At 60.7% G+C, this 21,568-nt stretch carries 19 protein-coding genes; 17 read left to right on the top strand and 2 right to left on the bottom strand.

Annotation, left to right across the window (positions count from 1 at the left end; genetic code table 11):
* Positions 1-93: 93 nt before the first annotated feature.
* Positions 94-1,761, top strand: a complete 1,668-nt coding sequence (locus HMPREF3175_RS06605; protein WP_083289467.1) for an aminotransferase class I/II-fold pyridoxal phosphate-dependent enzyme — start codon at positions 94-96, stop codon at positions 1,759-1,761.
* A gap of 56 nt (positions 1,762-1,817) precedes the next feature.
* Here the strand turns inward: HMPREF3175_RS06605 and HMPREF3175_RS06610 are convergent, their stop codons facing one another.
* Together HMPREF3175_RS06610 and ppa are read right to left on the bottom strand one after the other, a co-directional pair.
* Positions 1,818-2,420: a hypothetical protein gene (locus HMPREF3175_RS06610; protein WP_141739848.1), complete on the bottom strand. Its 603-nt coding sequence runs from the start codon at positions 2,418-2,420 to the stop codon at positions 1,818-1,820.
* A 21-nt stretch (positions 2,421-2,441) separates the two neighbouring features.
* On the bottom strand, positions 2,442-2,921 hold the full coding sequence (ppa, locus tag HMPREF3175_RS06615) for an inorganic diphosphatase (RefSeq protein ID WP_035756011.1): 480 nt from the start codon (positions 2,919-2,921) through the stop codon (positions 2,442-2,444).
* Between the two features lie 110 nt (positions 2,922-3,031).
* Between ppa and HMPREF3175_RS06620 the strand changes: the two genes are divergently transcribed.
* The 16 genes from HMPREF3175_RS06620 to HMPREF3175_RS06695 all read left to right on the top strand — a co-directional run bounded on the left by HMPREF3175_RS06620 (position 3,032) and on the right by HMPREF3175_RS06695 (position 21,195).
* On the top strand, positions 3,032-4,486 hold the full coding sequence (locus tag HMPREF3175_RS06620; RefSeq protein WP_070491346.1) for a D-alanyl-D-alanine carboxypeptidase/D-alanyl-D-alanine-endopeptidase: 1,455 nt from the start codon (positions 3,032-3,034) through the stop codon (positions 4,484-4,486).
* A gap of 46 nt (positions 4,487-4,532) precedes the next feature.
* Positions 4,533-5,606, top strand: coding sequence for a tRNA lysidine(34) synthetase TilS (gene tilS / locus HMPREF3175_RS06625; protein WP_070491348.1), 1,074 nt, complete (start codon positions 4,533-4,535; stop codon positions 5,604-5,606).
* A 150-nt stretch (positions 5,607-5,756) separates the two neighbouring features.
* The gene (gene hpt / locus HMPREF3175_RS06630) at positions 5,757-6,272 is read left to right on the top strand and encodes a hypoxanthine phosphoribosyltransferase (RefSeq protein WP_052048441.1); all 516 of its coding nucleotides are present in this window, start codon (positions 5,757-5,759) and stop codon (positions 6,270-6,272) included.
* 166 nt (positions 6,273-6,438) lie between these two features.
* On the top strand, positions 6,439-8,490 hold the full coding sequence (gene ftsH / locus HMPREF3175_RS06635) for an ATP-dependent zinc metalloprotease FtsH (protein WP_052048426.1): 2,052 nt from the start codon (positions 6,439-6,441) through the stop codon (positions 8,488-8,490).
* Positions 8,491-8,646: 156 nt separating this feature from the next.
* Complete coding sequence (locus tag HMPREF3175_RS10575; protein WP_070491350.1) at positions 8,647-10,506, top strand: variant leucine-rich repeat-containing protein; 1,860 nt, start codon at positions 8,647-8,649, stop codon at positions 10,504-10,506.
* Between the two features lie 231 nt (positions 10,507-10,737).
* A complete protein-coding gene (locus tag HMPREF3175_RS06645) occupies positions 10,738-12,066 on the top strand; it encodes a variant leucine-rich repeat-containing protein (protein WP_035756003.1) in 1,329 nt (442 codons plus the stop codon).
* 201 nt (positions 12,067-12,267) lie between these two features.
* Positions 12,268-14,202 (top strand): FAD-dependent monooxygenase, encoded by a 1,935-nt coding sequence (locus HMPREF3175_RS06650; RefSeq protein ID WP_035756002.1) that lies wholly within the window; start codon positions 12,268-12,270, stop codon positions 14,200-14,202.
* Positions 14,203-14,235: 33 nt separating this feature from the next.
* Positions 14,236-14,949, top strand: a complete 714-nt coding sequence (locus HMPREF3175_RS06655) for an IclR family transcriptional regulator (RefSeq protein WP_035756000.1) — start codon at positions 14,236-14,238, stop codon at positions 14,947-14,949.
* A gap of 17 nt (positions 14,950-14,966) precedes the next feature.
* Complete coding sequence (folE, locus tag HMPREF3175_RS06660) at positions 14,967-15,674, top strand: GTP cyclohydrolase I FolE (protein WP_083289473.1); 708 nt, start codon at positions 14,967-14,969, stop codon at positions 15,672-15,674.
* Positions 15,675-15,753: 79 nt separating this feature from the next.
* Complete coding sequence (gene folP / locus HMPREF3175_RS06665; RefSeq protein ID WP_070491352.1) at positions 15,754-16,680, top strand: dihydropteroate synthase; 927 nt, start codon at positions 15,754-15,756, stop codon at positions 16,678-16,680.
* Positions 16,677-17,060, top strand: coding sequence for a dihydroneopterin aldolase (gene folB, locus HMPREF3175_RS06670; protein WP_035755995.1), 384 nt, complete (start codon positions 16,677-16,679; stop codon positions 17,058-17,060). Before folP ends, folB begins: the two co-directional genes overlap by 4 nt.
* Before the next feature lie 14 nt (positions 17,061-17,074).
* Positions 17,075-17,716: a 2-amino-4-hydroxy-6-hydroxymethyldihydropteridine diphosphokinase gene (folK, locus tag HMPREF3175_RS06675; RefSeq protein ID WP_070491354.1), complete on the top strand. Its 642-nt coding sequence runs from the start codon at positions 17,075-17,077 to the stop codon at positions 17,714-17,716.
* Entirely contained in the window at positions 17,713-18,195 is a 483-nt protein-coding gene (locus tag HMPREF3175_RS06680; protein ID WP_141742484.1) for a DUF3180 family protein, read from the top strand. The genes folK and HMPREF3175_RS06680 overlap by 4 nt, the downstream gene beginning before the upstream one ends.
* The gene (locus HMPREF3175_RS06685; RefSeq protein WP_176744709.1) at positions 18,182-18,733 is read left to right on the top strand and encodes a PH domain-containing protein; all 552 of its coding nucleotides are present in this window, start codon (positions 18,182-18,184) and stop codon (positions 18,731-18,733) included. The genes HMPREF3175_RS06680 and HMPREF3175_RS06685 overlap by 14 nt, the downstream gene beginning before the upstream one ends.
* A 9-nt stretch (positions 18,734-18,742) precedes the next feature.
* Positions 18,743-20,284: a PH domain-containing protein gene (locus HMPREF3175_RS06690; RefSeq protein WP_070491358.1), complete on the top strand. Its 1,542-nt coding sequence runs from the start codon at positions 18,743-18,745 to the stop codon at positions 20,282-20,284.
* A complete protein-coding gene (locus tag HMPREF3175_RS06695; RefSeq protein WP_256276304.1) occupies positions 20,281-21,195 on the top strand; it encodes a DUF2520 domain-containing protein in 915 nt (304 codons plus the stop codon). Before HMPREF3175_RS06690 ends, HMPREF3175_RS06695 begins: the two co-directional genes overlap by 4 nt.
* Positions 21,196-21,568 lie beyond the last annotated feature (373 nt).

Genomic DNA, 21,568 nt, shown 5'->3' on the forward strand with positions numbered 1-21,568 from the left:
CTCCATACTGAGTATAGAGGGATATAGAAAAATGACCCGTTCACAGCATAGATTTCGCATGTTTTCATAGAGGTTATGCTCAAGGAAACCTTTATGCGCAAGCCGGGATCTGACCTCCAGAAGACCGCCCGCGAGGTTGGCGACATCGCCCGCGGAAACCCAGCACAGCATCGTGCCCCGTTCGGCCATGCCCTCCTTGAGTATGCCCAGCGCGACACCCTCCAGGTCATGGTGCCCGGCCATGCGTGTGATGCTGAGCGTTCGTATCCGGAGCTCGTGGACTTCATGGGCGCCCAAGGTGTAGCGCTCGATGTTCCACCGATGACCGACGGCATCGACCTAGGCGAAAACACCCCGCTCGATGAGGCGCTCGAGCTCGCCGCTGAGGCGTGGGGTGCCTCCCGCACGTGGTTCATGACCAACGGCGCGTCCCAGGCCAACCGCACCGCCGCGATCGCGGTGCGAGCGCTCGGTGAGCGCGTCATGGTTCAGCGTGCTATGCATTCGAGCTTCACCGACGGGATTCTGCTGGCGGGGCTCATGCCGTCTTTCGTTGTCCCGAACGTTGATTCACGCAACGGCGTCACGCACGGCTTGACCCCTGAAGCGCTCGATGAGGCGCTCACTTCACAGGCCCAGGCCGGTGAGAAGGTCGATAGCGTCTATGTGGTTTCGCCGAGCTATTTCGGTGCGGTTGCCGATGTCGAGGGGCTCGCTGAGGTTGCGCACGCACACGATGCAGCACTCATCGTGGATGGCGCGTGGGGCCCGCACTTCGGTTTCCACCCGGATCTGCCCGGCTCGCCGGTGGCGCTCGGTGCGGACCTCGTGATTTCTTCGACGCATAAGCTCGTTGGTTCGCTCACCCAATCAGCGATGCTGCATTTGGGGCACGGGCCGTTGGCGCGAAAGCTCGAGCCGTTCGTTGAACGCGCGTACACGATGACCGGCTCGACCTCGGCCTCCAACATCCTGAAGGGCTCTCTGGACGTGGCCCGCCAAGGCCTCATCAACGGCCGTGACCGCATCGAGAGCGCCTTGCGTGGTGCCGAACAGCTACGCGAGGCGCTACGTGAGGATGATCGTTTCCGTGTTCTTTCTGATGATTTCGGTGGTTTCGCGGACATCCATGAGATCGACACGCTCCGCATCCCCGTGGATGTATCCCGTTTGGGGCATACGGGCCATTGGGTGCGTCAGCGGCTCATCGCGGACCACGACGTCTACTGCGAAATGTCCACTGCCACGACCATCGTCATCATCTTCGGTGCCCTGGCTACCCCTGCGGTTGACCGGACCCTCGAGGCGCTGCGTGCTGTAGCTGATGCCGCGCAGAGCCCGAATGTCGACGCCGATTCCGCTGACATCCCGGTTGCTTCCGGTAACTCGGTGGTTGCGGCAACGGACGCTTGGGAAGCAACCACCCCAGGCCATGCAGTTGACGCGCTCAGCGGTACCGCGGAACAGCCCGGTACTGAGGAGCGTTTCCCCGAGCTCCCGAAAGCCGGAACTATGCGGCTGCTGCCGCGCGATGCCTACTTCGCGGACGCTTTCGACGTGGTTTCAGATCAGGACGCGGTGGGCCGGATCAGCGCGGACACCCTGGCCGCTTACCCGCCAGGCATCCCGAACGTTCTGCCGGGCGAGGAAATCACGCAAGAGATCGTCTCGTTCCTGCAGGCCGTAGCGACCTCGCCCACCGGATACGTGCGCGGTGCGCAAGACGCGAAAGTAACGACCTTCCGCGTAGTCGCAGAATAGGGCCAGCCGTGTAGCCCCGGTGTTGCCGGCCCAGCCGCTGCTGACCCACCCGCATGTTAGACGAGGGTCTCTGCGAGCCGTAACAGGAGCTCAGCTGAGGCGCGGCCCGCTACTTCTTCGCGCCAGCGGGCGCGCGCTATGGTCTGCGATACCGCTTGAACGGTGACCCCTAAAGCCTCGGCTACGGCCTTCTGTTGGCCACGCACACCAGGGAGAAGTAAGTCAATGACCGCCCAGTCGGCGGCCGAGCGGCGTGAGATCACGTCCCCTAAGAGGACGAGCGCGCCCTCAGCGGCGGCAGCGGTTTCCGGCGCGGTGGGTAGCCCATCGAGCGCTATACCCGCCGGTCCGGCCTCAACCGCGACGGGCACCGTGGCCCGCACCGTACGTTCAACGGCCACCCGAGACCGAGCCGCCGCGGCATCGTGTGCATCAACCCCGGCAATACCGACCCCCACCCGGAACACGGCACCGTCAGGGCCGGGCCGCAACCCCGTCAGAACAGCCAACACCACATCGGCGGGGTCAGCGATAAGGCCCGCGGCCTCATCGCCCACGGTCCGGTCGAAACCATCCGCGGCATCGCCCACCGACCGTTTAAGTGACTGCAGCAGAACACCCACGCCATCGCCGACGTCGCGGGTGTTCTGCTGCGTCAAAGTCACATGGAACAGAGGTGCTCAGCCCTTGAAACGTTCGATGGACTCCTGAAGTTCCTTCTCGGCGGCCTCACGGTCAGCCCATCCCTCAACCTTGACCCACTTGCCAGGCTCAAGATCCTTATAACGAGTGAAGAAGTGCTCGATCTCCTGGCGCAAGAACTCGCCCAGGTCCTCAACGGACTGGATGTGATCGAAACGAGGATCAGACGGAACGCACACAACCTTCGCGTCCTCACCGCCGTCATCAGTCATGTTCAAAACGCCGATCGGGCGAGCCTCAACCACAACACCTGGGTGCAAATCCACGCCTGGGATGTAAACCAAAGCATCCAGCGGGTCGCCGTCCAAACCGAGGGTGTTGTCAAAGAACCCGTAGTGGGTTGGGTACTGCATAGGGGTGAACAGGACGCGATCCAAGTGGATGCGGCCGGTTTCGTGGTCCACCTCGTACTTGACACGGGAGCCGGCAGGGATTTCGATGGTCACATCATGCTTCATGTGTGCACTCCTTTAAGTGGTGGGTAAATGGTGGGGTGTCCCGCGCGTTGCCGGCGCGCGGGCGTTCTCTGTTTAAGGGTAACTGACGTGAGCTAAGTAGAATTTCATTGATGACCAATGCTTCCCGACCCGCGCGTCGCTTCCTTGTCCCTGTAGTTGTGGCCCTGTTGTTGGTGGCCGCAACCCAGGTGGTGTCTGCGTTTTTTGGGCGGCCGGATGATCCGGCCGCGACCGCCGAGGTTCCTCAGTTGCCGGCCCCGGCGTTCAGTACGTCGGGGCCGGCCCCGGATGCCGCGGTGCTGCAACGCAAGGTCGATGCAGCACTTGAGGACAGCCCGGGCACGGTTGAGGTTTCAGTGGTCGATGCGGTCACAGGCAAGCAGGTCGCTCACGTTGGTGAGGGGGAGGCGTTGATCCCGGCGTCTTCCTTGAAGGTTCTGACAGGTACCGCGGTGGTGTCCACGCTGGGGCTGGAGGATCAGTGGGTCACGCGGACCGTTCTGGACAAGCGGGGCTCCGGGGCGCCTGTCGTGTGGCTGGTTGCTGGTGGCGATGTGATGCTCAACCCGGGCGCAAGTGATGCGAAGGCCGTGAATGGTCGCGCAGGTTTGAAGACGTTGGCTGAACAGACCGCTAAAGAACTCAAGGCCTCCGGGGCGCTTGATGAAGCGGATGGTTCGCTCAAAGTGGGTGTGGATACCCGGATGTTCACAGGCCCAGCGTTGAACCCTGACTGGGCAGATGATCTGGTTTCAACCAACAACGTCACCGAGATCGCCCCGATCGCCCTTTACGCGGGCCGCTCTGAAGCCTCACACACCTCCCCGGTGGTCCGGAACCCGGACGAACATGCTTTAGAGGTGTTCACCGACCACCTGCAGTCTGCCGTGAAGTCAGGGAAGAAAAGCGTTGAGGTCAAGCAGGCGTCTGGGAAAACTAAACCGGGCTTTGACGCCGTAGACCCGTTTGAGCCCGGCAGCGTCGAAGGTCAGCTCGCGGCCGTGCATTCAGCGACGGTGCGTGAACAACTCGCCTACGGCGAAGCGCATTCAGACAACGTGATCCTCGAAACATACGGCCGCCTCGTGGGGATCAAACGCGGGCATGAAGGCTCGACTCAAGGCGCCATCGAGGGCGTTAAACAAGCCCTCGAAGAACTCGGCGTAGAAACAAACGAGCTCGTGATGCGAGACACCAGCGGGCTCTCAGACAAAAACCGCGTCCAAGCAGGCACGCTCGCCGACGTCATGGCGCTGACCCTCAACGATGGCTCGGCAACCCAGCCTGCTCGTCGTGATCTAGCGTTCGTGCCATCCTTGCTACCGCGCGCGGGCGTCAACGGAACCATGGAAACCCGCCTGGATGGGAAGAGGACCAAGGCGCTCGTGCTCGCGAAAACCGGCACGCTCGCAGACGTCATATCCCTCACCGGCGTCGTCACCACCAAGGAAGGCCGCCCACTCGGGTTCTCCATCATTTTCAACGACGTCGAAGGCAACCTGGACGCCGCACGCGCCTCAGCCGACGCCGTGGCCACCGCGCTCGCCGACTGCGGTTGCCAATAGAGCGCGGCTGCCAATAGAGCGTCACCATGAACGAAACCCGGCCACGATGAGTAGCGAACGCATCCCACCCGCAGTATTCAGGCGGATTCAGCGTGCCCGCGAGGCGCTACGCCAGCGGCTGCCGGGCGGGCTGAATTATGTGCTCGCGGTGTCTGGTGGCGCGGATTCGCTCGCGCTCGCCGCGGTGTGCGGGCAGATGCGTCGCGACGGGGACTTGACTGGTCGGCTCACCGCTGTGGTTGTGGACCATCAGTTGCAGGCCGGAAGCGCTGCCGCCGCGGAAGGGGCGGCGCGCGCATGCCGCGTTTTGGGTGTGGAGCAGGTGGTGGTCCGCCGTGTTGAGGTGCCGGGTAAAGGCACAGAGAACGATGCGCGGGAGGCCCGGTATCGCGAGCTTGAACTGGTGCGTGAAGAGGTTGGGGCCGAGTTCGTTCTTACCGCCCACACCGCCAACGATCAGGCTGAACAGGTGCTGCTCGCACTCGCGCGGGGTTCAGGCACACGCGCTATAGCTGGGATCCCGGACCGGCGGGGACGGTTCCTGCGGCCGTTCCTGGAGGTGTGGCGCGAGGATACCGAGGCGGTGTGTGAGGCTTATGGGGTCCAGCCGTGGGAAGACCCCACGAACACGGACCCCGAATTCGCGCTACGGAACAAGGTCCGGCTCGAACTGCTACCAGAATTCACGCGAGTGCTGGGCGATGGCGCGCTCACCAACCTTGTTCGCACCGCAATCCAAGCCCGCCACGATGCCGAGCACCTCGATAACGAAGCCGAAGCCGCACTCCAAACGTGCGCACTGACCGAAACCCCAGAAGTCCTCGAGGGGCCCCGCGCATCAGGGCGGGCACCGATGCAGTGGGACCTCGACCGTTACCTGCTGAAAAACGCGCCGCAAGCCATCCGCACCCGCGTATTGCGTTTCGCCGCGCAAACCGTAGGGGGGCGTGCTCCCACCGCAGAACGCACAGCGGCACTCGAACGCCTCACTGCAGGTGAAGGCTCCGCAGGCCCCATCGAGCTCGACGGCTACGTTACCGCTCACCGCATCAAAACCACACCTAACCACAGCGTGATCCGGTTCATCGGGCGGCCGCCGGCGGGCGCATCGGACGCATAAATCTGAGCACAAATCCTGCAGAGAGCACTATCGTGTGCAAACATGGAGGGAAGCGGCTTTCTATATCGCTAGCCGCCGGCCGCCACATCGTGTAAAAAGGGGAAGTCCGTGAAGCCAGATCACGTCGCCGATGACCTAAAAAACGTACTCATGTCGCGTGAGGAAATCGATCAGGTGGTTCGCGACCTGGCCGCAAGAATCGACGAGGACTACAAGGGCCGCGACCTGCTGCTCGTCGGCGTCCTCAAAGGTGCCGTGATGATCATGGCTGATCTTTCCCGCGAGTTGAAGATGAACGTCTCGATGGATTGGATGGCGGTGTCCTCCTACGGATCCGGCACGCAGTCCTCGGGTGTCGTACGGATCCTCAAGGACCTCGACACTGACCTCATGGGCCGCGACGTGCTCATCGTTGAGGACATCATCGACTCCGGTTTGACGCTCTCGTGGCTTGTCTCCAACCTGAAGTCGCGCGGGCCGCGTTCCCTTGAGATCTGCACGTTCCTGCGCAAGCCTGACGCGATCAAGGTCGATATCGACGTCAAGTATGTGGGCCGCGACATCCCGAACGAGTTCGTGGTCGGTTACGGCCTAGATTTCGCAGAGAAGTACCGCAACCTCGATGCGCTCGGCACGCTCGCTCCGCACGTGTACCAAAGCGAGTAGTACCTCGGGTTGATTCTGGCGCGGTAGGCGACAGGTAATCTAGAACGTTAGAAGTATGTAAGCGGGTTCGCAGCTCCCCTTTGAACAGCCGGCCGTGTTGAAGAACAGCCGGTTTTGACGGGTGGGGTAGGGGCTGTGGCTAAGAGGAAGGCGCGTCAGCGCATCAATGGACAAGACGACTCAGCCTAAGAAGAAGCTGTATCAAACCTGGTATTTCTGGGTCATTCTGGGTGTTGTTGGACTCATGGTTGGTATGTCCGTTCTGTTGAGCGGGCAGCGCAACGAGGTCCCGACCTCGGTTGGTCTGAAGCTTCTTGAGGACAACAAGGTCACGCGTGTTGATCTGAATGATGACGGCAACCGGGTTGAACTGAAAACCACGGAACCGGTCAAGCATGAGGGCCGTGACCTTGGTAAGAAGGTCACGTTCAAGTATTCGGTGACCCGCGGCCCGGAGGTCGCTAAGGCGATTGCGGCCGCGGAGCCAGAGAATGGTTTCGAGGACCGCCCGCAGACCAGTAACTGGTTCTTGTCCACGTTGGGTCTGTTGTTGCCGATGATCATCATCCTCGGCTTGTTCTTGTTCCTGATGTCGCGCGCCCAAGGTGGTTCCGGCAAGATCATGCAGTTCGGTAAGTCCCGAGCGAAGATGATCAATAAGGACATGCCGGAGGTCACGTTCAAGGATGTGGCTGGCGCGGATGAGGCTGTTGAGGAGCTCCGGGAGATCCAGGAGTTCTTGCAGCATCCGCAGAAGTTCGCTTCAGTTGGGGCGAAGATCCCGCGCGGTGTTTTGCTGTATGGCCCTCCGGGTACCGGTAAGACGTTGCTTGCTAAGGCTGTTGCCGGTGAGGCTGGGGTTCCGTTCTTCTCGATTTCGGGTTCCGATTTCGTTGAGATGTTCGTTGGTGTGGGTGCCTCCCGCGTGCGTGACTTGTTCGAGCAGGCTAAGAGTTCTTCGCCGTCGATCATTTTTGTTGATGAGATCGATGCGGTGGGCCGCCAGCGTGGTGCCGGCATCGGTGGCGGTAACGATGAGCGTGAACAGACGCTGAACCAGTTGCTGGTTGAGATGGATGGTTTCGATGCGAACACCAACGTCATCTTGATTGCGGCGACGAACCGTCCGGATGTTTTGGATCCGGCCTTGTTGCGTCCGGGCCGTTTTGACCGTCAGGTGCCTGTTGAGGCGCCGGATCTTGCGGGACGTAAGAAGATCCTTGAGGTGCATGCGCGCAATAAGCCGCTGGTTGATGGGATTGACCTTGAGGCTGTCGCGAAGAAGACACCGGGGTACACGGGTGCTGATCTTGCGAACGTTTTGAATGAGGCCGCGCTGTTGACGGCGCGTTCCAACGCTCATTTGATTGATGATCGAGCGATCGATGAGGCGATTGACCGTGTGATGGCGGGCCCGCAGAAGCGTACGCGTTTGATGCGTGAGCATGAGCGCCAGGTGACGGCTTATCACGAGGGTGGCCACGCATTGGTTGCGGCTGCTTTGAGGCATTCGGCTCCGGTCACCAAGATCACGATTCTTCCGCGTGGCCGTGCGTTGGGCTACACGATGGTTGTGCCGACGGAGGACCGTTATTCGATAACCCGCCAGGAGTTGTTGGATCAGCTCGCGTATGCGTTGGGTGGCCGCGTTGCGGAGGAGGTCGTGTTCAACGATCCGTCAACGGGTGCCTCGAACGACATTCAGAAGGCCACCGAGACGGCCCGGAAGATGGTGACCCAGTACGGCATGAGTTCCGAAGTGGGTGTTGTGCAGCTGGGTACCGGTAGCGGCGAACCGTTCCTGGGCCGTGAAGCCGGGCAGACCCGCGACTATTCCGAGGGCATGGCTGAGGTTGTGGACAAGGAAGTCCGTCAACTTCTGGATAACGCTCACGCTGAGGCGTATCAGATTCTGACTCAGAACCGGCACGTCCTGGATCGCTTGGCTAAGGAACTTTTGGACCGTGAAACCTTGAACCAGGCGGAGGTCGCAGAGATTTTCCATGATCTGGTGAAGCTTCCGGAACGTGAGCAGTGGCTGTTCGATGAGGCCCGCCCTGGCCAGGACCTCCCACCGGTACGTGGTGAACGTGACATCAAGCGCGACCCGCAGGGTAAGGGTACCGAGCCGAAACCTGGAGAAGGTGTCACGGTTGTGGACCCTCCGGCTGGGGGAACTGAACTGCCGGGAGGGGAACCGCAAGGGCCAGGAACATAAGACCAGGCACGTAGCCGCGGGGGCGTTTTGCCCTCGCGGCGTAATTGTGTACGCGTGTGCGGACGGAACGGTGTTTGAGGTTCTCCGAGCTAGAACCTGCAGGCTGGTCTGATCTAAGATCAAACTGATCTGTCTCCGAAGCCACGTTAGGTTGTCATGAACACCTCCGATTACTCCTCAATGACTGAGGAAGACGTCAGAAATAATCCCCAACTGGATCAGACTACGCTGATGAATGTGGCGCAGTCGCGCCCGGATCTGCGCGCGGCGGTGCGCCAGCACCCTAACTGCTATCCAGGCCTCGCGGAATGGATCGATAGCCAGTCAGCTGGCGGGCAGCAGCCACAGCAGAACCAGTCCCAGCAGAACCAGTACCAGTACCAGTACGGTCAGCAGCAGCCGCAACAGAGCCAGCCTGCGCAAGGCTATGCGGCCCAGGGTTATGGAGCGCAGGGCAACGGGGCTCAGGGTTATGGGGCTCAGAATCCGTCGCAGCAGTCGGGGTATAACGCCGGCTATGGTCAGCAGGCTCAGCAGTACGGTCAGCCACAGCAGGATGGGCAGCCTCAATCGCAGCAGTACGGGCAGAACCAGTACGGCCAGAATCAGTACCAGCAGGGTCAGTACCAGCAGTATCCGGCGCAGCAGCAGTCGGGCTACAACCCTGGCTATGGTCAGCAGGCTCAGCAGTACGGTCAGCCACAGCAGGATGGACAGACTCAGTCCCAGCAGTACGGGCAGAACCAGTACGGCCAGCCACAGTATGGGCAGCCACGTCCGGGCGTTGTGTTTCCGAAGGAGTGGACAGGGTGGCTTCCTGTCATCATCGCGGGCTTGGCTGTTCTTGCTTTCATTGCGATCTTCTTGCCGGCTGTCAGCGCGAAGAGTAGGTTCGGTAGCCACACCGGTTCGCTTCTTGATGCCCCGGCCGGCGTCAAGGTGCTTGCGATCATTTCGATGATCTTGGTGATCGCGGCCGCAGCTGTGCCGGCCGTGGCGTTCTTTGTCCGAAGGAAACCGCTGCCATTGATCTATCCGATTGCGGGGATCGCGGCAGGCGCTTTGGGCATCATCACCTACATCGTCATGTTCATCCAGGTCGGCGCCGAGGCGAACAAAGCGCGTAAGCAGCTTGAAGAGTATGGCTATTCCCTGGAGGACACGGGCACTTCGGTAGGCCCAGCGTTCGGCACGTTCTTCGGTCTGGTTGTTTTCGGCCTACTCCTTGCGGCGGGTGTTGTTGCGCTTCTCATGGAGCTGAAGGGTAAGGGCATCAGCGCGAATCTGCAGCCAGCTTTCGCAGGCGGCTCGAACGGGGCAGGCTGGAATCAGCAGCCGTACCAGAACAACCAGTACGGTGGCTACGCCCAGCAGTCGCAGCACCCACAGCAGGGCCAGCACGGTCAGCAACAGCAGCAGCAACATACTGGCGAACAGCAGTCTGGCCAACAACAGTCAGACCAGTCGCAGGATGATCAGCAACAGGGCGAGCCGCAGCGGGGTGAACAGGCACAGGGAGTCCAGCAGCAGGACAGTGGCCAAGCGCAGGGTCAGCGGGCGGCTTGGCAGTCGCCGGACCAGCAGCCTCAGAACGTCGAGGCCAAGCTTCCGGACTCTGAAGAGTCTGCTCAGAGTGAGGCGAAGGTTTCGGAGACCGCGGTTTCGGAGCCGGTTGCGTCCGAGCCTGAATCTGTTGCTACTGGCGAGCCGGTATCCGAGACACCTGAAGAGGTTAGCGAGGCGCCAACGCAGGCTGCAGATGCTGAGCCTGTCGATGAACCAGTTGTAGCCCCGGTTGAGGAACCAGTTGTAGCGCCGGCTGAGGAGCCTGCCAAGGAAGAGAGCCAGGAGGCGCCGACTGAGGCCTCGGGTGAGACGGTGCCGGCGGGGGCGTCGGCAGTTGAGCTGCAGCAACTTGCCGCGACTAAGCCTCAATTGTGGGAGCAGATCCGTCAGCACCCTAACTGCTATCCAGCGTTGGCGGAGTGGATTAAGCAGGCACAGAGCACAAACTGACCTGCTCAGAAGTAGTTAGCAGAATGCCCCAGGAGGCAAGATGCCTCCTGGGGCATTCTCTTGTTAACGATCCATACTTCTCAGCGCATACTTTTCAACGCATTCTTGCCACAAGCTTGGTGGCGGAATGTGGTCATGGTCACTTAACCTGGGTTAGCCTTAGACCAGGTTAAACCGCCAGTAGCTTCACAAAACACAAAGAAACAGTTGATTACTTCAAGGTAGGTCGCCATGAGCACCCCTGATTTTTCTTCAATGACTGAGGCAGACGTTCGTGACAATCCTCAGTTGGATCAACATACGTTGATGAATCTGGCGCAGTCGCGTCCCGATCTGCGGGCGGTAGTGCGTCAGCATCCCAACTGCTATCAGGGACTCGCGGAATGGATCGACGCCCAATCAGGCGGTGGGCACCAGCCACAGCAGTATGCCCCGACGCAGTACGGTCAGCCTGGTGCGGGCGTTGTGCTTCCGAAGGGATGGTCGGAGTGGCTTCCGGTAATCATTGCAGGCCTAGCTGTTCTCGGTCTCGTTGCATTGTTTTTGCCCTTGGTGAGCGTACGGGTTGATATCCACTCAAGTTCTGTCGGTTTCTTCTCGGGGGGCAATTTAATTAAGGAAGCTAAATTAGTTCCGCATGAGGCGACGATACTTGCGATCATCTCTATGGTCCTGGTGATCGTTTCCGCGGCTGTGTCGGTCGCGGCATTCTTCGCTCGTAGAAGAGCGTTGTTATCGACCTACCCGATTGTGGGGATCGTGGCGGGCGCTATGGGCCTCACCGCGTACATCGTGGGGATTGCTGGAGTGAACGGCAAGCTCAGCGAAATACGCAGATTTGCTGAAGCACTTGGAGCATCCTGGGAAACTGAAGACACCATGATTGGTCTAGGTTTCGGTTCATTCTTTGGTCTGGTTGTGTTTGGCCTGCTCCTGGTGGTGAGCGTTCTCGTGCTTATTATGGAGCTGAAAGGCCGGGATCTCAGAGCGAATATTCGGCCAGCTGTGTTCGTGCCGGGGTCGGCAGCTCAAGAATTACCAGCTGAGGCAGCGGGTCAGACGGTGCCTGCTGGGGCGAAGCGAGGGGCTGTAGCGATGCCGTTCATGGTGGCCGGTCTCGCCGCCCTGGCATTCGCGACCATGTTCATTCCAGCTTATGTTCTTAACATCGAGGGCCACGGAGGGCCTGCCTTTGTGTGGAGGCTTGAGGATCCGGTCTTGATCCTGGCGGTCATTTCTATGGCTCTGTCGCTTGTTTCAGCAACCCTTTCCGCCATAGCAATATTTATTCGCGTCAAGCCGCTCCAGGTGACCGGCGCGATTAGCGGGGCTATTGCCGGGGTTGCAGGTGTCGCAACTTATATTGTGTTTTTCCCTCATCTGGCGATGATGAACGATAGGTTGAAAGATCTCGAATATTCCAAGTATTCATTTGCTGCTGCCCCTGGCGCTTTCATCGGCCTGACCGTTTTTTCCATCTTGCTTATAGGCGGAAGCATCGCTGCTGTTCATGCATTCAGGAGTCGTGGTCGTTCGGGGGGATTGGCTAAGTCTCGATAGAGGTTCCGCTGATGTGGGCGGCGACGGGGACGTGGAGTGTGATGCTCCACGTCCCTTCCTGTTTAAGGGCGTAAAAGACTGTTCGAAGCTCACCGTTCGCGTGTACGATAGATCACAGTTGCGAATACAGAATGCAGTGTTCGCATATCGAACTAATCTGTGATCTTTTATCCCAATGACTTTCACCGCAATGGAGCCAGAATGCAGTTTCACCACAACGGCTATGTGACCGGAGACCCCCTTATCAAGGAAGCCGCAGGAGTCGGCATCGACCGTAGTGAAGACCTGCCGGAGGTTATGGACGTACTGATCGTGGGTGAAGGTCCCGCCGGTATGACTACCGCAGCGCAACTCTCGGTCTTCTCGCAGCTCGAGGTGCGCCTCATCGAACGCCGCGAACACGAACTCCAGGTCGGCCAGGCAGACGGCATCCAGGCCCGCTCCGTCGAAACCTTCCAAGCCTTCGGGTTCGCAAACCGTGTGATCGATGAGGCCTACCATCTCCGCGAAATGGCGTTCTGGAAGCCAGACCCAGAAAACCCAAAGAACATCGTCCGCGCGGCACTCGCCCCGGATGACCCGCACGGTGTCTCCGAATTCCCGCACCTGATCATCAACCAGGCCCGCATCATGCAGTACTTCGGTGAGTTCATGCGTAACCAGCCTTCCCGCATGAAACCGAACTACGGCATCGAATACGTCTCCCACGAACGCGACGACTCCCAGGAATACCCGCTGCTCGTCAACCTGCGTTACACCTTCGGTGAGAAGGCCGGCGAAGAGTTCTCGGTCCGCACCAAGTACCTCGTCGGCGCTGACGGTGCGCGTTCACAGATCCGCCGCGACATCGGCGCAACCCGCGTAGGCCAACAAGCCGCACACGCGTGGGGAGTCGTGGACTCCATCGTCGAAACCGACTTCCCAGACTGGCGCACCAAGTGCGCGATCCAGTCCCATGACGGCGGCTCGATCCTCCACATTCCACGCGAAGGTGGCGCGATGTCGCGCATGTACGTCGACCTCGGCGAAACCGCCGCAGATGACGACGGCAAGGTTCGCCAGACCCCGCTCGATGAGATCGTGCGTCACGCCAACGAGATCCTCCACCCGTACACGGTTGAGGTGAAAGACGTCGCATGGTGGTCGGTTTATGAGGTCGGCCACCGCGTCACCGACCGCTTCGATGACGTCCCAGTGGAAGAAGCCGGGAACAAGATGCCGCGCGTATTCATCCTCGGTGACGCATGCCACACTCACTCCGCTAAAGCCGGTCAGGGCATGAACGTCTCGATGCAGGACGCATTCAACCTCGGTTGGAAGCTCGCGCACGCCCTGCTCGGTACCGCTCCGTTGGAGATCCTCTCGACCTACACGGGCGAGCGTCAGGTGATCGCGCAGAACCTCATCGACTTCGACATGGAATGGTCCTCGATGATGGCGCGTAAGCCAGAGGAGTTCGAAAACCCGAGCGACCTCGAGGACTTCTACGTCCGTACCGCCGAGTTCCCGGCAGGTTTCATGACCGAATACGAGCCGTCCATGGTGTGCGGTGACACCAAACACCAAGAGCTCGCTGCCGGTTTCCCGGTCGGTAAGCGCTTCAAGTCGGCGTGGGCTACCCGCCGTTGTGACGGAGTCCGTTTGCATCTGGGCCACCTTGCAGAAGCCGATGGCCGCTGGCGTATCTATGTGTTCGCTGACGGTGCGCACCCAACCGAGCACTCCGCGGTGGATGATCTCGCAGCATGGCTCAAAGACGACGAAGCATCGCCGCTGGTTGGCAGCGAGCTGGGTGGACGCCCACGTCACGAATGGTTCGACGTCAAGGTGATCTACCAGCAGTCCCACGAGGAGTTCGAGGTCTTCGACGCACCAGAGGTGTTCCGTCCACGCTACGGCGACTTCGGCATCATGCAGTGGGAGAACGTCTTCGCCTCGGCTCTTGGTTCGGCTGACCGTGAACGTCAGGAAATGAACCCTGTCGCTTTGAGCCGCGACATCTACGATGCGCGCGAGCTTTCGCGTGACGGCGTGATTGTTGTTGTGCGCCCTGACCAGTACGTTGCCCAGGTCCTGCCGCTGGATGCCACGGATGAGCTGAGCGAGTTTTTCAAGGGCGTCCTCTCGGAGTCCTAAGGAAGCCACGGAAGATAGAGCCAGGTTGTCTTTGTGACGGTTGATGCTGAGGGCCGTGCGGGGGCGTCTGCGGCAGGTTCGCAGACGCTCTCGCGCGGCCTGAGTTTGTTGGAGGCCATCGCCGAGTATGAGCAGGGCCTCACGATCCCGCAATTGTGTGAACGGGTCGGCTTGCACCGCTCTATCGTCTACCGGTTGCTGCGTACGCTAGAGGCGCACAACATGGTGGTGCGGGGCGCCGATGGTGTTGTGACGTTGGGCCCTAACTTATTGGTTTTGGCGCGTTCAGTGAGCCGTGATGTTCAGGCTGCCGCGTTGCCGGAGCTAACGAGGTTGTCTCAAGGTCTGCAGATGACGGCGTTCATTGCTGTTTTGACGCAGGATCAAGTGGTGACATTGGTTTCGGTTGAGCCGAAGGTCGATGGTGCCACGCTGGTTCAACGTCCGGGTTCCGCCCATCCGTTGGACGCTGGCGCCCCGGGGGCCGCCATCCGGGCGCAGCTGGGGACTGCGGAGTTGGCGGCGCGTGGTTTAGCGCATCCGGAGTTGCTTGGGGATGCCGCCGCACCGTATACCAAGAGCCGTTCGCAGGTTTTGACTGGCGTGAGTTCGATCGCGGTCCCGTTGCGGGTCCCGGGCTATGCGGCGGCGTCGCTCGCGGTGGTGTTTGTGGGTAGTGAGGACGATGCGGGGGTCGCTTCCGCGTTGCACCTGTCGGCTTCGGTGATTGAGGCTGAGCTGTTGTAGGTCGGTAGGCTGTGATCATGTCGAACGTGGACTCTAATGGTTTTGGTGTGACGGGCAAGAGCCCTGACGCTGCACCCGGTGACGCTGGGCTCGGCGGCGCTGTTGCTGGTGACGTTGAGCTTGGCGAGGTTGAGCAGGGTTGGACGGAGCAGAGTCGTGTTGATCAGGCTCGGATTGAGCGTGCTGTCCGCGAGATCCTGTTGGCGGTCGGTGAGGATCCGGACCGGGATGGTTTGGTGGATACGCCGGCGCGTGTGGCCCGAGCGTATGCCGAGGTTTTCTCGGGCCTGCATATGGATCCGGCTGACGTGTTGTCCGCGACCTTCGATATTGATCATTCGGAGATGGTCTTGGTCAAGGACATCCCGTTCTATTCAACGTGTGAGCATCACCTAGTTCCGTTTCATGGGCGGGCTCATATCGGTTATATCCCGGGTGTTTCAGGCAAGGTCACGGGGTTGTCGAAGCTGGCCCGGCTGGTTGATCTATTTGCTCGGCGTCCGCAGGTTCAGGAGCGTTTGACTACGCAGATTGTGGAGGCATTGGAGGATCATCTGCAGCCGCGTGGGGCGATTGTGGTGATTGAGGCGGAGCATTTGTGTATGTCGATGCGGGGCGTTCGTAAGCCTGGGTCGACGACCACGACTTCGGCTGTGCGTGGTCAGTTGCGTGAGCCGGCTACGCGTGCTGAGGCGATGGGCCTGATTATGGGGCATGGCCGGTAGCTTTTTCGGCTGGCGGGTAGGCTAGTGGTGTGCGGCCGTGTGCCGCGTGTTCGTTGCGTCTCGTCTGGAAGGTCGGTTGATGTTCAACCTCGCTGCAACCCCTGGTACTGGCCCTAATACGTCTGCTTTGGCTGTGATTCGTGCGAAGTCGCGTGAGGATGCGTGGGCTGATTTGCCGCGTGATCGTTGCTTGGTGATGGGTATTTTGAATGTCACTGAGGATTCGTTTTCGGATGGCGGCCGTTTCCTGAATGTTGATGCGGCGATTGCGCATGGTCTTGAGATGATGCGTGCCGGCGCTGACATTATTGATGTTGGTGGTGAATCGACGCGTCCGGGCGCTGATTTTGTGGATCCTGAGGTTGAGGCTGCCCGGGTTGTGCCTGTTGTGAAGGGCCTGGTTGCTGCGGGCGCTGTGGTTTCGGTTGATACGACGCATGCTTCGACTGCGCGTGAGGTGTGGGAAGCTGGCGCGCACCTGATTAATGATGTTTCTGGCCAGACGTTTGAACCGGATATGGCTCAGGTTGTTGCCGAGTTGGGTGCTCGGGTTGTGCTGACGCATCGCCGTGGTGATCAGAAGACGATGGCGGATCACGCTGAGTATGGCGATGTTGTGGCTGAGGTTGTTTCGGAGCTGGTCGAGGTGCGGGATCAGTTTGTTGCCGCGGGTGTGGCGCAGGAGAACATTATTTTGGATCCGGGCGTGGGTTTCGCTAAGAACGCCGAGCATGTTTGGGCTGTTTTGAATGCGACGGATCGTTTTGTGGCGTTGGGTCATGACGTTCTGATTGGCACCTCGCGTAAGCGTTTCTTGGGGCGGTTGCTGGAGGAGCGTAAGCGCCCGCATGAGGTTGCTGACCGTGATGCGGCAACGCATGCGACGAGCGCTTTGGCTGCCGCCGAGGGTGCGTGGGCTGTGCGTGTTCATGATGTTGCCGGTACCCGCGATGCGGTTGAGGTTGCGCGTGCGTGGGTGAACCCTGCTGAGGCGGTTGAGGCGTGAGGCCTTTCCAGTGGGATGGTCATGACGTCATCACGATCAACGGGATTTCTGCGACGGGTTTTCATGGTGTTTTTGATCATGAGAAGCGGGAGGGCCAGAGGTTCGTTGTCGATGTGAAGGTTGCGACGTCCTTCCGGGTCTCGGCCGCATCGGATGATGTTTCGGACACCCTGGATTATGGGTCGATGGCCCAAGCCGTTGTCGATGAGATTCAGGGCGGGCCATACAACTTGATTGAGAAGCTGGCTTCGGTGATTGTTGACCGTTTGATGCGGGACTTTTCTCCGCTCGCGGTGCAGGTCACGGTGCATAAGCCCGAGGCACCGATCCCGGTGCCGTTTGGCGATGTGGCTGTGACGATGAGCCGTAGCCGTTCATAACGTTGGAGGCTGTAATGTCGCAGGGTTCTGAACCGTATGAAGCAGACGGTGGCCCGCTCCCGGAGGTTTTGACGCGCGAGCCGGGTTTCCCGGTGGTTGCGGTGATCGCGTTGGGCGCTAATTTGGGTGACGTTGTTGAGACGTTGGCGTTGGCGCGCGCTGAGATCGCGGCGTTGGATGGGGTCACAGTCACGGGTGAGTCGCCGATGGTGTTGACGGATCCGGTGGGCGGCCCCGAGGGACAGCCGGAATACCTGAACCAGGTGATCGAGGTTTCAACAACGCTGGCGCCGGCGACGTTGCTGGAACAGTTGCAACGTATTGAGGCTGAGCACGGCCGTACTCGTGAGGTGCGGTGGGGTGCCCGGACCTTGGATTTGGACATCATCACGTTCGGCTCTGTTGTGAGCGATCACCCGGTCTTGACCCTGCCGCATCCGCGCGCGCTGGAGCGCGGGTTTGTGGTGATCCCGTGGTCGTGGATGGACCCGGGCGCGTTTGTGGGTTCGGAGTCCGTGTTCCGTGTTGCGCGTGAACTTGAGCCTTTAGGCGGGGTGCGCCCGTACATGGATCCCGCGCATCGGCTACCGGACTCGCGCGATGACCGTGAGGCCACCGCAACCGCTCCGAGCAATGGTGGGGCGTCCGCATCGTGATTAAACTACGCGTTGTACCGATGCTGGGTGGATGGCTTGTGTTCGCGGCCCTCGGGTTGTTGACCTCGACGTTACTCGCCGTTGTGAGCGCGGACCTGTGGGCTATGGGGCGGGCGTCCTCGGTCGCGTTGGTTGCGGTGGCTGTTGTCGCGTTAGTTCTGGGTCTGTGGGTGTTTCTATCGCGCACGCGGCGCACTGATCGCCGGATTGACCCGTTGGCGGCGGTGCGTGTTGTGGTGTTCGCGCAAGCCTCGGCGCTGGTGGGGTTGGCGGCATCGGGTTTCCACGCCGGCGTTGTGATCGATGTAGTGGTGAATGGTGTTGTGGGGTCACCGATTTTCTTCCGCGCGCTCCTTGCGGCGGCGGCCGGCGTGATCGTGGCAGCGGTGGGGCTGGTAGTGCAGCGGTTATGCACCGTGGACTCAGACGATGACGACGATGCCGCCCCGACGGAAGGAGCCGCAGATGCAGCACAATAACGATGCGGCGCAGGGAGGCTCGCCGGCGCAGACTGGGTGGGTTGCGGATCACGAGTGGATTCCGGTGGATCCGCGGTTGGCGCGGGTTCAGCATCTTTCGAATATTTTCACGGTTCTGTGTCTGGGGGCGGCGGGGTGTGCGCCGTGGATCTTGAAGCGCCTGGGTGTGTTCGATGCCTCGACGTGGCTCGTGTGGGCGGGCTGGATCGTGGCTGGCTACACGCTGGTGAGCGGGGTTGTTCAAGCGTTCCTGATCGGGCCGCGCGTACGCAGCATGGGGTGGATGCTGCGGGAGAACGATTTCACGTACCGGGTGGGGATCGTGTTCCGCCGGGTTGTGGTGGTGCCGTATGGCCGGCTTCAATATGTTGATCTGAAGTCGGGGCCTCTGATGCGCGGGTTCGGTTTGTGCCAGGTCTCCTTCAAGACGGCCGCAGCAGAAGGCTCGCCGGACATCCCTGGCCTGACTCAAGCTGATGGCGAGCGTCTACGTGATGAGCTCGCGGCGCGGGGTGAGCAGAAGCTCGCCGGGATTTAGGGGGGCGTTGTGTCAAACGTGCCTGAAACGGTTGAGTGGAAGCGGGTTCATAAGGCGACCCCGTTGGTGCGCGGGTGGATCATTTTCGCGCTGTTGGCGTTCAATTTTGTGCGCAGTTGGGCCGAATCGTTTGTCAGCGGTAGCCCCTCCGGCGGCGATGGCGGGCGCGAGGGCGAAGGTGAGGGCGAGGGGTCTTCGGACTTTTTCGGCCTGTTCTCCGATGACACGTGGGTGATGTGGGCGTGGCTCGCGGTCATCATCGGCACGATCGTGTATTCGTGGTTCGCGTGGCGGGCCATGGGGTACCGGATCACAGCGAACCGTGTCGAAGTTCGGCAGGGCATCTTCATGAAGAACGTGCGCCACGCCCGCATCGACCGGATCCAAAGCATCGACATCAACCGCCCCATTCTGGCCCGTATTTTCGGTCTCGCTGAGCTCGAGTTCCATGTGGCCGATGCGCAAGAAGCAGCCGCGAAACTCCAGTACGTGACCTACCGGCAGGCCCAACAGTTACGCGAGGACATCCTGCGTGCCGCCCGCGGCGAGCAACAACCCGTGGCCCAGGTACAGACAGAGGGGAACGCGGCATCGACCGAGACTGCCCCGGCAACTGCCGAGGTAACAGCGGCAAAGACCCAGGCAACGGGAGTAACCGCCGAGGCAACTGCAGCATCGGAGGTAGTGCGTCCTCTCGTCAAAGTTCGCATGAATCGGCTCGTGGCCGCGGCCTTGCTGAAGAACGTGGTTTTCGGTGCCGTGGTGATCATCGGGTATGTGGTGAGTGCGATCGAGACGTCCTCGTTCACGCAGCCGCTCGTGGTTTTCGGCCCGCTACTCATAGCGTGGGGTGGCCTCGTGTTCTCGATGATCAACACCAACGGCGGCTTCGTTGTCAGCGCGGGGCAGGACGGGCTGGTGCTGACACGCGGCTACACCGAATCAAGCAACACCACAGTCCCGCCGGAACGCGTGCACGCGCTGGGGCTCCAACAGCCTTTGCTGTGGAAACTCACCGGCTGGTGGCGGGTTGTCGCGAACGTCCCCTCCGATGGAGCCTCCGCAGAGAAAAGCAACGTCTTGCTGCCGGTGGGCACGTTCCAGGAGGCCCTCGCCGTGGTGGCGGTGTTGATCCCGAACCCGGGGACGGACCGGACCCAGCCGCTCGTTGTGGCTGCCGTGGAACGCCCGGGAGCTGAACCGGAGTTTGTGGTGAGCCCACGCAAGGCGCGCTGGCTGTCCCCGATCGCGGGGCCGCGGCAGGCGTTTGCGCTCACGCAGACGATGCTGATCATCACCTCAGGCCGTCTGGTGAAGAAGGTCGCGTTTGTTCCGCATCAACGCACCCAAGGGGTTGCTTTGGGGCAAGGGCCGTTCGCTAGGGCGGCCGGTGTTGCGACTCTCACGGTGGCTACGGCTGCGGGGCCGGTCAACACAAAGATCTACGATGTTGAGCAACAGACCGCGGACACTTTCGTTTTCAGGCAGTGTGAGCGGGCCGCAGCCCTGGCGGGCTGGGCAGACAAGAACCACTGGGGTGAGGTGCGGTGAGTTTTTCCTCCTTAGGCTCGGCTTCTTTGGGCGCGCATGCGCCGCGTTTAGGCATCGGGATTATCGGTGCAAGCCGCGTAGGCCCTGTGGTTGCTGCCGCGTGGAGGTCCGCGGGCCACCAGATCGTGGGGATCTCGGTCACGGATGAACGTTCCGCCGACCGGGCCGAGGCGATCCTGCCAGGCGTCCCCCACACGAGCACCGCTGATGTCCTCGAACGCAGCGAAGCCGTCGTGTTCGCCCTGGATGCCGCGACCATCCAGCAAGAGGTCGCATCCGCGGCCGCTGCTGGCCGCTTCCAGATGGGCCAGCTCGTGCTCCACACATCACCGGCGGTAGGCATCGACGTTCTGACTCCAGCCGCGGAAGCTGGCGCCATCCCGTTAGCGATCCACCCTCTGCTGCGGTTCACGGGCACAAGCATGGACGTCACCGCGCTGAACGGGGCGCGCGCAGCCGTCTCTGCGCCGAAGCTCATGGTCCCGGTCGCGCTGGCGCTCGCCGTGGAGCTGGGTTGTGAACCCTTTGTGCTCGATGAGGATGACCGCGATCTGTATGCCGCGGCCGTCGCTGTGGCTACGGAGCCGGTCTCTGCGTCGCTTGCGTATGCGTGGGATGCGTTGAACAGCGTGGGTGTTGAAGATCCGAGCGCGGCCCTGGGACCGTTGGTGCGCTCCTCTGTTGATGCGGCGATAGCGAGCGGTTCGAGCGCGGGCACAAGTTTTGCTCGCACGCTGAGCCCGGAGGCCGTGGCGTCCGCGCGTCGTGGTTGGTCAGGGCCCGATGCGCCAGTTGGGGCGCACGGCTTCTATGTTGCGATGGCCACAGCGGCCATCACTCGAGCTGTTGGCCGTGGTGAAATAACCGACGCTCAAGCCGCCGCGGTGCTGGATGCGCTACAGAGCGAATAGCTGTTTTGTAGGGCGAACGAGTGATCCCGGGCACGAATTCGAAGGAATTTCGGTGACGGTGGCCACAAATTTTTACGAGTTTTCAGTGGTGCAGCACACCTTGAACCAGCAGGTTCCGCGGAATCATGCGGTTTTCGGTGCTGGTTGGAGCTCTGGAGGGGTTCATCGCCGATTTGCATGTTGTTCTGAACTCCCGTAATGTTTTCTCTTGTCGCCGCGAACGGCTCCGACTGAAAAAGATCGTGAGAGCACTGAGGCGACCAACCCACTGAAAATCACCAAGAAATTGGTTGGTATTCAGTGCGCCCTTCGGAGTGGACTATAGATAACTGTAGCGAGCTGGTTGGGTGTTTGTTGTTTGAGAACTCAATAG

It is taken from the genome of Arthrobacter sp. HMSC08H08 (assembly GCF_001807575.1).
GTDB lineage: Bacteria > Actinomycetota > Actinomycetes > Actinomycetales > Micrococcaceae > Pseudoglutamicibacter > Pseudoglutamicibacter albus.